Below are 13,755 nucleotides of genomic sequence, written 5' to 3' on the forward strand. Positions count from 1 at the left end.
GTAAGATGGGTCTAGAAATTGAAACTGAATTTAAGATACTTATTAATAGGATAGATTTTATTGATATTTTAAAGAACAATAAAGTGTATGATTTTAAAACCCAAAGTAATTTTTATTTTGACACTAGTAATAATATTTTATGTGAAAACAATATTACTTTAAGAGTAAGAAAAGAAAATGATTCTAATATGAAACTAACAATGAAACAAAAGATAAGGAATGAATCTTCAATTGTAACCTCTCGAGAGTATTCGGTATTTATTTCGAGTGAGGATTTTGCATTACTATTAAAAACTCCTGATCTTTTAATGTCATTTTTGCCTTGTGAAGCAAAAGAGGTAATAGGTGAAATTATAAATGAAAATATTAAAGAAAATAAAAAACTGACTTTTTTAGGGGCATTTATAAATAATAGATTTATAATTAAGGACAATGACTATACACTTGAGTTAGATCAATCTATTTTTTCTAATCATCATATTGATTATGAATTAGAAATAGAGAATATCACATCAAATGATATAGAGAAAATAATTAACAAATATAGATTAAATAAGTATACTGTTAATACTAAGAGTAAGTATAAGAGGTTTGTTGAAATAATTAATTCTTCTTTAAATTAATTTTATAATTGATTTTAAATATACTTTCTGAGAGAATTAAATCGAGAGAAGCTTATATCTTATTTAATGGTATAAGCTTTTCTGAATTAATTACATTTGTGCAAGTAAATTCGTGAATTTACTTGCATGTTTTGAGTAAAACAGTAAAGATTTTTTTGAATATAAAGATTGAATATTTTAACATGCATTAAATTATTCAAACCCCTTGAATGAGAATAGGAGATTATAATGAATAAAAATTTTTTAAAAATGGAAGATTTCAAAAAAATGTTAATAGAAATACAGGAAAACGTAAATGTAGATAAACTTACTATGATAGCACTGGATATTGATAATTCTAAGGAATTATTAGGAGATGAAATTACAGAAGATAACATGGATGTTATTATAGAAGGGTTTTCAATTAACTTTTCTAACTTTATATTTTCACAGTATGGCAGAGATTCTTTTGTAGCATTTTCGACTAAAGATATCTCTGTATTTAATTTGGCTAAGAATAAGGATGATTTACAAAAATTTCTAACTGATAGATTTAATAAATCAATTACATTTTGTATGGGAGTAGGGGTATATCCAGATAACTGTAAAAATATAGAGGAAATATTATCGATTGCTTTTGAATCACTTTTTAGTGCTAAAAAAGAAGCCTTTAATACTATTAATATGAATTCAGAGACTCCCATGAAGTTAAAGTCATTATATTTTCGTGTAGGACAACTAACTCAACTCGAGCACTACTCAAAAAAAATAAAGAAAAGTGAATCATTAATAATAAGAGAAGCTTTAGACGAATATTTACAAAAGAAATTTTTCTAAGAAAATTTCTTTTTCTTTTAACTTTTTGTCGTCTCTTAGCAATGTCATAAGGAGCGATGTAATGAACCTAGACAAAACTTCAGGACAGGACAATTGCAATAAATCTTGGACATACTAATAGTATTAATATGAAGAGGCGTGTAATCAGTGTGTCCACATCCAGGAGATAGATAACAAAATTAATCAGTCAATCCTTCGGTATTCTTTTCGCTTGCACAAGGGTCTGGTGTACAGCTTGGTGCAGATACAATATCTCGTACAAACGGTTCTATTGATAGTGAAATCACAAAACGTTTAGTATCAATGGCTAAGCAACAACTTGGCCGTGGATTTACTCGTTAATTTTGCTGAGATTATAGTAAATTACAGTAAGCTGTCATATATAGCATACACATTTTTGGTCAGTATTTAGTTTATTTCATATATAATAAACACTTATGTGAGCACCCAAATAGGGTGCTTTTTTTCTGATATATAGAAACTACATAATAAAAATAAAATTCAATAAAATAGACATTAATTAAACAATCCCATGCATTCTATCACTTTTGACAAAGTGTCTTATTTATTAAACTCAAATTTTTTTCGGTTCTGGTGCAAAAATCATTTGATAGAGGCATAGAAACCTGCATAGACTGTTTAATGGTAGATTATGATGCAATTCCAAATAATTTATGTATGAATCTAACTTCATTTTGGGCAGACTTCACCTGTAAGTGAAGTTGTCCTTTTTTCATCATATGCATGGTTTCAACGCCACTCAATATAGAAGTGGCTGTTTCATATGACTTGAATCCTAACATAGAACGTACACGTTTCTTAATGAAACGGTGATCTTGTTCCACTATATTATTGAGATATTTAACTTGCCTTAGTTGTATGCCTTCAGGCATACGTTTCTCTTCTTTTAATTCTTGAATTGCTACAGGATAGGCAGGGTTCTTATCTACTGTTATTACGCGAGGTTTACAAATATGAGAAGCAGCCAAGGCTTTCTTGAAAAAGCGCTTGGCTGCTTGTTTATCTCTTGATTCACTTAGATAAAAATCAATGGTATTTCCTTCTGAATCGACTGCGCGATATAAATACATCCATTGCCCTTTTACTTTCACATACGTTTCATCGGCTCTCCAGGAATCATTTGTTGTCTTAAGATGACGTCGTACTCTTTCATCTAATTCAGGTCCATATTGATGCACCCAACGCATAATAGTGGTGTGAGCAATAGACAAACCTCGTTCCTCCATCATTTCCACCAAATCACGAAAACTTAGGTTGTACCGTAGGTACCATCTTACCGTTAATAAGATAATATCAGGTTGATAGTGCTTCCATTTGAACAAATTTTCCTTTTTCATACCGATCACACACCTTTTTTAGAGTAATAGTATCAGTATGTCCAAGATTTAGAGATTATTTGCAATTTCCCTGAAGTTTTTGCACCAGAACCAAAAATCCTATGGACAAACAAAAAGTACCAGAATCTGAGGTTATTAAACAATCTAGTTAATAAGAGAGTTGAAATATGCTTTCATTGAAAGGAGGTGAATATAATGGAGTACATCGTAAAACCAAATACATTAAATCCTAAGGATAACAGTGATCGATTAGAATGTGGTATTAAGTAGTTTTTTCAACAAAAAGGATATGCCTTTACCATGGTATATGGAAAGGTATATCCTTTTGTGGGTTTAGAATTTAAAAAATATGTCCAAGATTTGAAGATTCATTGCACAAGCTTTAGAGTTTTTGCACCAGAACCGTTTTTTATTCTATGTATTTTCAATCACATTGATTATGTGATTGAAGAGTTTCTTTAGATCCTCTGAAGAGGTCCCTGATATTAAAATGCGTGTATATGGTAATGCATTTTGTAGAAAATAAAACCTTCATTTCCTCACGTTAAGTAGGAAATGAAGGTTTTATTTTATTCTTAGCGGTATAATTTTATAAACGAAAAGTCTCTTAAAGAGAAGCTGAATTTGTTTCAATGATATTGTATGTCCAAAATTATTTATCTCACTTTATTTAAAGAATAAATTAAATAATTAAAAAGTTCATTATAAAAATATTGTCAAGAGTAAATTTACCGCTTAACCACGGCTTTATATTTTTTATATAAATATATAATTTATCTCCGTGCTATAATCCATTCATGAAATGTGCACGTTTCATCAATTTATAATCAGAGGAGTAACTCTGTTGAAAGAAATATTTATAACCAGCTTAATAATAATCGGATTCACTATTCTATTATTTAATTTTATAATCTCTTAATTTTTAATACAGAGAATACACGTACTATAAAACAATCAAGTGAACTAAAATCAGCTAAAAACCTATATAAAAATATATTAAAGAAAAATGAAGGTTTCGATGTTACTCGATTTGGGTCATGTAAAGATCAAATGGTCTTAGAATATATTCAAAAGCATACAGATAAAAAGTTTATTCAAGTTGACACAGGTAATATATCGAAAATGGAAGGATTAACATGGGATTGACCAGCAACAGTACTCCCTAATAAATTTAAGAGTTTGCAATTAGATGATGGTAAAGCTCAGGTTTGTTTTTTCATACAAAAGTTTTTTTAACCCCTCTAAGTAAAATAAGGTTAGGTATTGTATTTTCAAATAATATCCAGCTGGTATTATGTTGAATTTGATTACCGTAAAAAAATATAAATAAATTAATAAAGAAAGAGGTTTATGTAAAATATGGTTCATTACAACAATCAAGATAGTTTGCATCGAGTATTTACGTTAAAAGGAACAATTATAAGGGATATTTCCCCTCAAATTTTATTATATATATGTGTTTCAATAGGTATGGTTATAATTAATCACTATTATGTAGAAATAAATATAAATCAAACTCCATGGGTTATTGTTGGTGGGGCTTTAGGTTTACTGTTAGTATTTCGGACGAATACGGCCTATGATAGGTACTGGGAAGGAAGAAAGTTATTTGGCGCTATTGGTGGCTCTACTAGGAATTTGGCGGTGAGTTTTTTAGGTCACTGGGATTCTAAAGGGAAAAATACAGATCAGGAGACGCTGAAATTTTTACATCTATTAATTGCTTTTCCAAAATTGGCTAAACAACATTTGAGAGATGAAAAAGATTTATCTGAAGTAAAAGATTTGTTTGAATTATGTTCTGATAAGGAAAAAGAGATATTGATGGAGTCAAGCTATTTACCGATTACGATTGTTTTTATGTTAAAAACTATCCTATCAAAAGGGTTGAAATCTGGTCAACTTCACCCAAATATAATAATTAATATGGAAGCTGATTTGAATAATCTGCTTACTGCTATTGGTGGATGTGACCGTATCAAAGCAACCCCTATTCCTTTTGCATATTTCGCCCATATTAAAAGTTTACTTATCATTTTTTGTGGGACTTTACCAATTGGTCTTGTTGATAGTCTAGGATGGTTTACAGTGCTTGCAACTACATTTATTAGTTTTGCATTTATAGGGATTGAAGCGATAGGAGTGGAAATCGAAGATCCATTCGGTCATGATCCAAATGACCTTCCACTAGAAGGGATTTGTATAGGAGTGGAAACTCATTTATTACACTTATACAATCAAAATAATCTATTAGAGTCGTCAGCTTTAAATTCTCATAAAAAAATCATCTAATTGCATATTTCATGAGACTTTTTAAATTATTTATTCATATCATTAACAAAAAGAGTTCTATTCATTTAGAACTCTTTTTATATTCTCTTCATAAATGAATTCAAAAGTAGAAATACATTTAATAAAACACACACGGACTTTTCTTTATATCATAGCTTCAGTTTAATGATAGATAATTACCATGTAATTAGCAGTACTAAAAAAATACATATGATATTTTTATCTCCAGAGTTATATAATAGTGAACTGTTTTACGTTAATACCACGAAATTTCTTCAATTTCTTTCTTATACTCTTCTTCATCGTGTTTGTTTAACTTTTTATTATTAATGTAAACATGGTGCCATTCATAATTTTGTTTTCCTAAATATATATAGAAAACTATTTGTACATGTTCTTTTTCACTATTATCATAACCTGTAAATTCAACTACATAATGTTTTCCTTCTTTTTTTATATACTTCCATTTTGAGTTAGTAGTAAAGGATTCTAATGTCTCTCCTTCTTCACTCCAACGTACAACATTTTTCACATTTGTTTGGGTTGGTAAATATGCTAATTTTATGTCCATAATGTAAAGAAATGAAAATAAAAATAGATTGAGGCATAGCATAATTCCAATGTGAGTGCCACCTTTTGCTCGTAAATACAAATCTTGTTGGGTTTGAGGTAAACTCTTCACTTTCCTTAGAACTTGTACAGTATGTTTAAAATACCAACGATTACCGTTCCACCCTATAACGAAACAAAATTCTAAATACAAGATTATATCTACCCAAGTTGGGATATCTATTAGATGGAAAATAATAAACCATGGAATTTGTAATAGTCCCAAGAAAAAGAAAAGTTTATACATTTTCCGATATGCTATCCAAAATAATGAGAAGAAGAAGGATATCCAATTCCAAGTATTTTCTTTTGCTGGATCTTTAACTTTTCTCCATTTAAAGTCATAATAAGATTCATTATTTTGGACAATTTTAAGTAGTGCTGGAAATGATGTATCTTCTCCATCTAAATTAGTTATTTTCATCAAAAATTCCTCTCAGTACTGTTTGCATATAATTAGAAAGTGAAAGTAAACCGACAATTTTGTTTTTCATACTTCTTCATTATGTTATGTATTTTTATAAATTTAATTTTGGTATTTATCATTTTTCTCTAAAGTATTTTGAGGGAAAATAATTCTTCCTTTTTGATATAATTTAATATTAACTACTTGAGATTTATCTAAAGGTCACTATTACGCAATTTACTAATAACAAATAACCAATTAAATTCCAAAACACTATTACGAGGGTGTAACTTCTTTATTATGTAATTCATTTTAAAAGTTGAATTTATATCGATAATTTCTTGGTTTTTAAATCTTGTCAAGAGCGAATTTACCGCTTAACCACGGCTTTATATTTTTTATATAAATATATAATATTTCTCCGTGCTATAATCCACTCATGAAATGTGCACGTTTCTAAAATGTAAAATCATAAGAGAATTGAATTGAGGAATAGTTGTATGTATCCAGCTATTTGCTGGCAGTAAGAACCCCATCTCAAAATTCGGCAAAAGCAAAGAAATTAGGTGAAGGTCGGGCTGCTCGTAAAAGTCCGATTGGTGAGAACTAATAATCATTGAGGGATGAATCCCCCCACTGATTAAAGTTTCACTTTATCTTGACAATGACTTGTTCAATCAGTTACTCAATAACCCTTAAAATAGTGAGGTAAACAATATGAATCAAATACACAATGGAATTATTTTTACTGCAATACCAAATAAATCGAATCAATATTATCGACCATTTTATGAAGATCTTATTTATTTTAATGAGAACCTAAATGAAAATAAATCATTTACCGATCAACTTATATCTTTAACTGTGGAAGAGCAAGACTTTGATACAAACTTTTTTGAGTATGATGACATTTGGTTGAGAGACGTTGCACCAGTTGTAACAAATCACCTCGTTAAATTTAAATACCAACCAGAGTACTTACCTGAAAGTCAAAGTCGATATTTAAATCAACAATTCAATAAATGGCTGAAGAAAAATGACTTTGAATATATTACTTCTCCATTGATATTAGATGGCGGTAATCTCATTTGGAATAAAAAAGATACAATTATACTAACGGATCGTATACTTGACGATAATTATGATTGGACAGAAAAAGAAATTATAAAGCAACTGGAATGGGATTTAGATGTCAGTCGTGTTATTATCATTCCTGCTGAGCCGGGAGATGTACTTGCACATGCGGATGGTATGGTTAAATTTATTGATGAACATACAATGTTTATCAGTGACTTTCTAGGAGATTACGAATTTAGGCATAGCATTCAAGAAATTATTCAAGAACAGATGCCAGAAGCTGAATTTGTAGTTGTTCCTTCTTCCTATACAGAGAAAGGGCAATATGATCAAGAGATAGCATCAGCCAAAGGTTTATATATAAACCTGTTAGAAACAAAAGATGCACTCTATGTTCCTAGGTTTGGATTATCTAAAGATCAGGAAGTCTTACAATACATCCAAAAACATACTGATAAACATGCGATTCCAGTTCATGTAGGAGATATATCGACAATGGGAGGCGCAATTAATTGCTTAACGTGGTATTGTCCCATTCATTTGTTACCTCAAAAATTTAAAAGAATGAAAAGTCGGGAGGATGAATTCTCCATTTCGAATTTTTTTAATTGGAAATGATGTCTGTTTGCAAATTCCCTGTGAAAGGTATTATATAAGCTTATAAAAGACGTAGTAAATAAAGTTACTCAAGGAGTATTTAAATGTATACAATTACTGAATTTTCTCGAATTTGTAAAATGAGTACTCGGATGTTGAGACATTACGACCAAGAGGAAATACTAAAACCAGCATATGTTAATCCCATAAATGGATATAGGTATTATGAACAGGGTCAATTCGAAGTGGCATTACAAATCAAGAAACTAAGAGAGTACAGATTTCCTCTCTCGAAAATCAAAATAATTCTTCAGTCATCAGATCCAAATTCACTTATCAAACATATGAAATCGCAAATTATGGAGTTGTCTCATGAAGTGAGACAACATTTACAGGTTATTTCCGAAATGAGTGAAATGATAAATAGGAACACAGATTTCATTTCAATCCAACGTAGACACTACGATATATTAATTGGAATGAGAAGTGAAATAACTGTCATAACGCAAAGATTACAAATCGATATTAATGATATGGATGAACATTTTGATTCCTTATATGAAAAAGTACAAGTGAACAATTTTCAAATAGTAGGTTCTCCATCCGCCATTTTCTATGATGAAGAGTATATTCCGAACCACAGTGATATTGAATTAAGGATTCCAATTATTTATGAGAACACTGGAAATGTATCACGGGAATGGGAGATAAAAAAGCTAGCTCAGCAACAAATTGTTACTACCTTGCATCATGGGAGTTATGACGATATAGGTTACGGTTATATGGCACTAGAAAAATGGATTGAAAGCAATGGATATTTGATAGATGCCACGCCATGTGAAGTCTATTTAAAGGGTCCTGAATGCGATTGCCCAGTAGAGGATTATGTGACGCAAATTTGTTATTCGGTTATTAAAAAGTAACAACAATAATGATTTGACATTGACACTATGTTAACGTTTATTCTATTTTCAAAAGCAGTTTATCTTAATATAAGGAGTAAAAATATGAGGAAAATTCCGAAGAAAGCAATGATGGCCATTTGTCTGATTTTTAATATGATATTGATTTCAGCATGCACTCCTAAAGTAGGAGCAGCCAAGCAAAGCAAAGCCAAGCAAAACAGTACTGTCCTTCCTAGCCACTTGCCAGACAATGTAGTATTTAAAAATGGCGCAATTTATACTTCTAATCAAAAACAAGATATGGCAGAAGCTGTAGCCATTAAAGATAGTAAAATTACATTCGTTGGTTCCAACAAGGATGTAGAAGAATTTATAGATAAAGATACGAAAGTCATAGATTTACAAGGGCGTTCCGTCCTTCCCGGTTTTGTGGACAATCATAATCATATATTTGAAGCAAAATCACCAGCGGCAGGGAATTGTAGTGTGTCACCAGATGCTTCATTACAAGACCAACGTTCGCATTTAAAGGCTTGCCAAAAAGATTTAAAAGAAGGGGAATGGATAAGCGGATCAGGATTTAGTTTGGAAAGTTTGTTAAAAGATATGGACAAAAAATCAGAAGAGCAAACGCCATTACAACTCCTTGATGAGCTGTTTCCTAATAATCCTGTAGTAATTATGGAAAGAACCTCTCATTCTGTATGGGTTAACTCGAAAGCAATGGAGTCGGCTGGAATGAATAAAGAGACGAAAGATCCACAGGGGGGAAGAATTATTCGGGATCCGGAAACAGGGGAGCCTTTTGGTATTCTTTATGATTCAGCTGGTGATATTGTGATGGAAAAAGCATGGAGTTCACAACCAAATCTGTTTGAAAAAAATTACGAAGGTTTGTTGGATGGCTTAGATGAGGTTGCGAAGAATGGTATTACTACAGTTGGTGATGGACGTCTATATTGGAAACGAGGTTGGTTAGATGTCTGGAATAAAGTTTATGATGAGAAAAAGTTAACATCACGAGTAGTACTTCGTCCGTGGGTGTATCCAAATTTAAATGAAGCAGAACAAATTGAGTATTTCAAAAAAATTAAGCGTGATGATTCATCTTCTCGAATGCTGATTAATCAAGTGAAAATGTATAGTGATGGAATTAGCATCAACAGCACAGCTAAAACACTGGAAAAATATAAATTTGAGTGGTTTAAAGGAACTCCATATGGTTTGAACTATATTCCAGAACAAAAAATGAAATGGTGGTTGACCGAACTCGATAAAATTGGTTACGGTGCACTGATTCATACGATTGGAGACGGTGGGGCAAGAGAGAGCTTAAATGCGATTGAAGCAGCAAAGAACGATGGGGCAACTCATCCATATACCCTCACTCACGTGGAAATGGTAGAAGATAGTGATATTAACCGTTTTGCTGATTTAGGTATTAGCGCTGATTTTCAGGTAGGCCATGATTTTGCAGAAGATCCTAAGCAAAGCTGGGCAAGTATGTATTTTTCAGATCAACAGATGAAACGAATTATGCCGTTAGGACGAATTTGGAAAACAGGAGCAAATGTATCGCTTAGTAGCGATTGGGATGTAAATGAACTGAATCCACTTGTCACTATTTCGAATTCACTAAGCATTGGTGAAAAAGGTTTACCTGATGTATACGCAGCTATTGATGCTTATACAATTAAGCCTGCCAAATCATTAGGACTTGATAATATAACTGGTTCTATTGAAGTGGGTAAATCTGCTGATATGGTAGTACTTGATGAGAATATAACTGAAATGAGTAAGGATAAGATTCCAGATGCAAAAGTTTTAATGACAGTTTTGCAAGGAGAAGTAGTTTACTACAAAAAGAAATAGGTGAAAGGAATAGCTTATGAAATTGATGCAAGCGAATCTAAGACTCTTTAAAGATAAAATGATTAAGCCGTCCAACTATTTAATTGAGCATGTCGGAAACGACCAATATCTATTGCATAGAGAAATTGCAGAATATGAAAAAGAAGCATTTAGAAAAGAAAAGTTATTTCAATATAAAGGAAGAAGTTTTTTACCAAATATTGAACAGTTTACTTCAGAAGAGCAAGCTAAATTAGCTGTATACTCTTATTGGGAAGCAATTAGACAATTATATTAAAAGTAGATTAGATCATTTATTGTTACTTACACAAAGAAAAGAAAAATAATTTTTTATTAACGAGCTAAAAAAGAGAGCAAGATCAAATGCTCTCTTTTTATTTTTAAGCTATGTTAAAGAATAATGTTGATTTCTAATAGAAGATGAATACTTGTGCTAATTTTATACAGATTTTGTAGCTGTTATAGATTATACAAATTTGATAAAAGTTGGAAGGGATTGGAGTCAATGATTTTGAGAAAAGCATTAGTTCTAAGTAAGAATATTGATGAATATCGTCAAGAAATGTTTCAATCATAGGTTGAAAAGCAAGGTTGAGCCTGTAAGTATCACTCATAATAGGTTAATTGAGATTAACAACATTGTGCTTTAACAAAGCCTATTTTTAAAATAAAAGAAGCATAAATCCTGACTTTATATGGTTAACAAGCTGTTATAAGCTATTACAGCTTTTATGTAATGTTGTTCTTGCGCAGATGCTCTGCGTATATTAAAAGTGTTTCGTCTGTCTACTAATTATATAATTTATATGATTAGTTACTATAAATCTAAGAAGGAGAATCTAGAATTTCTTTACGATACGACGGAACGATAGAGAGTGCAAGGATACTAGCACATGAACTAGGACATGCATGGCATTTCAAACAATTAAAAGATGTTCCTTCAATTTCCTTTTTAGAAGAACGTTTTCCAATGAGTATCGCAGAGTGTTCATCTATTTTATTTGAATTAATTTTTGTTGATCATTTAATTACAGTTACGAATGATTTAGAAATTAAACAATCTTTACTTAACTATAAAATACAAAGTAGCTTAAATTATTTGATGGCAGTTCGAGGATCATTTATATTTGAGCAACTTTTCTATGAAAAAAGTAAAGATGGCCCATTAAGTCCTATTCAGATAGAGGAATTATCAATCGAATCTCAGAAAAGAGCCTATGGTGATAGCTTAGAACAGTATCAACCTTTTGTTTGGATGAAATATGGGCATTTTTATGAACCTACCATTCCTTTTTATAATTATCCTTATACTTTTGGTTATCTATTAAGTTTAGGTCTGTTAGCAATTGCAAAACAGGAGGGTAGTGAATTTTATACGAAATTTAAAAGGTTCTTAAGTGAAACTGGAAAAAGGCCAGTTGAAGAATTAGTATACGACTACTTTAATATTGATCTTTCTAGCCCGGAATTTTGGCAGCAATCTGTTGATAAAATTATTAAGGATATGGAAGAATATATTCACCTTTCAAATAGTTAAGTTTAATCAGATAGTCCTATAAACGACCGTTTATGGGACTTTATTTATTTTTAACGTAACTAACAAACCAGTTCTAAAACTCATTACCAAAAACAAAGTACCAAACAAACATTAAAAATCGTTTATGGAACCTTCTTAACACACAGTAGACCCAAGTTCTTTAACTGAAAAATTCCTTAGCGTACGAAATTCGCGTTTTGTTGGCGAGACCCCATTGCTATCAAGCTAAGGTTTTGAAGTACCCCCTAAACGAAAATTTTGTGTTTTTATAGCACCGAAGTTCATTTTTATCGTTTTTGGGGCAATCTGTTCTGTTAGGTTGATAGGCATGTGGCAGTACGCCATAAAGTACATTTTTCTTGAATGGCTCCAAAAGTAAAGAATCGTTGCCGTACCCCTACAAGAGAATGCACGAAAGAAATGGGATCCTCTATGTGAGCAAGCCACGGTGTTACGCAAAGAACAAAGGTGGAATTATAGGCAGATAGCTTTACAATTAGATTGTAATGAAGCCTCACTAAGAAAAGAGCTGAAGAAACGTGGACTGTATCGTAAATTTCACAAGGATATCAAGCAAGATGATTACATATAAAAAGCTTTGCGAGATTTTCCGCAAAGCTTTTGTAATGCCATGTAATTATAATAATAATTTTCATATTTCTTCCGTAGTAAGACCTGTGAATTTTGCAATATCTTCTAATGGCATACCATTCTTATGCATACCACGGATTAATTGGATTTTTCCTTCTTCAATTCCTTCTTTTCTTCCTGTTTGAATCCCTTTTTCTAAACCTTCCTCTAATCCTTCTTCACGAGCGTGTGCCAACTTGGCTTGTTCATCTAAAAGTAACTTTTCACGAGCTTCATAAGCTGTTCGGAATGAGGAGTCATGGCTCATATTTTCCCATTTATTCATTGCTTTTTGTAAAATTGGATCTTGATTCATCGCAATCTCCTCCAATGTTTGAGTTAAATGTTCATCTTCATGTGCTGGTAGTAATAACATCCAACGAACAAATACATTTTCCCATGGATTTACTTTTTCTTCATGCCATTGTTTGACCAATTTTGGAATTTCAACAAAATGGATTTCAATATCATCACTTAGTATCTGCTGTTTTTTGCTATTCCATAAATGTATGAATTCATGAAATCACCTAACCTTTACAAGAAAATTTTATCATAAAGGGTAGTTAAAGTTAATTTGATTTTGATAATAGTTTTGATAACGTAGTTAAGCGATTTATAAGGATTAAATTTTGTTCACTTTATAATTATCAAAAACCATCATTTTTGATAATTATAAATCCAACTTTTCTATTTTTGAACGTCCCAAAAAGTAAAGTTTTTGGAACCCTAGTATTTACCAATAGATTTAAACGTGTAACTTTAGGGAATAATTTACGTCAAAATAAAACCAAAAGATATCTGTGGTTTTGAAATAAAGTCGCGACGTTTTAATAGAAGATGTGAAACTTTGAATTTTGACGTGAAAACAAGTGATTGTAACAACGCTAAATTACAAGTTAGAAGTTTCCGAGGTGCGTAGTTCCTGTCACCATAATATTCGTGTTACCTTTTTATAGATGAATAAAAAACATTGTTTTTTTGTATTAGTCGGGATATTCTGGTTATATATTTATTTATGAGTGATTAGCGGGAA

10 protein-coding genes and 2 pseudogenes are annotated in these 13,755 nt (G+C 31.2%); 9 read left to right on the plus strand and 3 right to left on the minus strand.

The window, feature by feature from the left end; translation table 11 throughout:
• Positions 1-5 precede the first annotated feature (5 nt).
• From DJ93_RS17755 to DJ93_RS30820, 3 genes and pseudogenes are all read left to right on the plus strand, one after another.
• Positions 6-623: a CYTH domain-containing protein gene (locus DJ93_RS17755; protein WP_042982271.1), complete on the plus strand. Its 618-nt coding sequence runs from the start codon at positions 6-8 to the stop codon at positions 621-623.
• 228 nt (positions 624-851) lie between these two features.
• On the plus strand, positions 852-1,439 hold the full coding sequence (locus tag DJ93_RS17760) for a hypothetical protein (RefSeq protein ID WP_042982272.1): 588 nt from the start codon (positions 852-854) through the stop codon (positions 1,437-1,439).
• A 213-nt stretch (positions 1,440-1,652) separates the two neighbouring features.
• A pseudogene (locus DJ93_RS30820) lies at positions 1,653-1,781 on the plus strand (small, acid-soluble spore protein, alpha/beta type); the annotation flags it as partial.
• Between the two features lie 308 nt (positions 1,782-2,089).
• Here DJ93_RS30820 and DJ93_RS17765 read toward each other — a convergent pair.
• Complete coding sequence (locus DJ93_RS17765) at positions 2,090-2,797, minus strand: IS6 family transposase (RefSeq protein ID WP_042982273.1); 708 nt, start codon at positions 2,795-2,797, stop codon at positions 2,090-2,092.
• A gap of 1,359 nt (positions 2,798-4,156) precedes the next feature.
• Between DJ93_RS17765 and DJ93_RS17770 the strand changes: the two genes are divergently transcribed.
• Positions 4,157-5,089 carry a bestrophin family protein gene (locus DJ93_RS17770; RefSeq protein ID WP_042982276.1) on the plus strand — a complete coding sequence of 311 codons (933 nt, stop codon included), beginning with the start codon at positions 4,157-4,159 and terminating at the stop codon, positions 5,087-5,089.
• A 256-nt stretch (positions 5,090-5,345) separates the two neighbouring features.
• Here the strand turns inward: DJ93_RS17770 and DJ93_RS17775 are convergent, their stop codons facing one another.
• Positions 5,346-6,122, minus strand: coding sequence for a DUF2628 domain-containing protein (locus DJ93_RS17775; protein ID WP_042982277.1), 777 nt, complete (start codon positions 6,120-6,122; stop codon positions 5,346-5,348).
• 699 nt (positions 6,123-6,821) lie between these two features.
• Between DJ93_RS17775 and DJ93_RS17780 the strand changes: the two genes are divergently transcribed.
• The 5 genes from DJ93_RS17780 (at position 6,822) to DJ93_RS17800 (ending at position 12,092) form a co-directional block, all read left to right on the plus strand.
• Positions 6,822-7,799: an agmatine deiminase family protein gene (locus DJ93_RS17780; RefSeq protein ID WP_042982278.1), complete on the plus strand. Its 978-nt coding sequence runs from the start codon at positions 6,822-6,824 to the stop codon at positions 7,797-7,799.
• A gap of 83 nt (positions 7,800-7,882) precedes the next feature.
• A complete protein-coding gene (locus DJ93_RS17785; protein ID WP_042982279.1) occupies positions 7,883-8,701 on the plus strand; it encodes a MerR family transcriptional regulator in 819 nt (272 codons plus the stop codon).
• 84 nt (positions 8,702-8,785) lie between these two features.
• Entirely contained in the window at positions 8,786-10,555 is a 1,770-nt protein-coding gene (locus DJ93_RS17790; protein WP_042982280.1) for an amidohydrolase, read from the plus strand.
• Between the two features lie 16 nt (positions 10,556-10,571).
• Positions 10,572-10,832, plus strand: a complete 261-nt coding sequence (locus DJ93_RS17795) for a hypothetical protein (RefSeq protein WP_042982281.1) — start codon at positions 10,572-10,574, stop codon at positions 10,830-10,832.
• A 591-nt stretch (positions 10,833-11,423) separates the two neighbouring features.
• Positions 11,424-12,092 carry a M3 family metallopeptidase gene (locus DJ93_RS17800; RefSeq protein ID WP_259300236.1) on the plus strand — a complete coding sequence of 223 codons (669 nt, stop codon included), beginning with the start codon at positions 11,424-11,426 and terminating at the stop codon, positions 12,090-12,092.
• A gap of 652 nt (positions 12,093-12,744) precedes the next feature.
• Here DJ93_RS17800 and DJ93_RS17805 read toward each other — a convergent pair.
• Positions 12,745-13,245 (minus strand): annotated as a pseudogene (locus tag DJ93_RS17805) (Rpn family recombination-promoting nuclease/putative transposase); the annotation flags it as partial.
• Positions 13,246-13,755 lie beyond the last annotated feature (510 nt).

Source organism: Bacillus clarus (assembly GCF_000746925.1).
GTDB classification, from domain to species: Bacteria; Bacillota; Bacilli; order Bacillales; family Bacillaceae_G; genus Bacillus_A; species Bacillus_A clarus.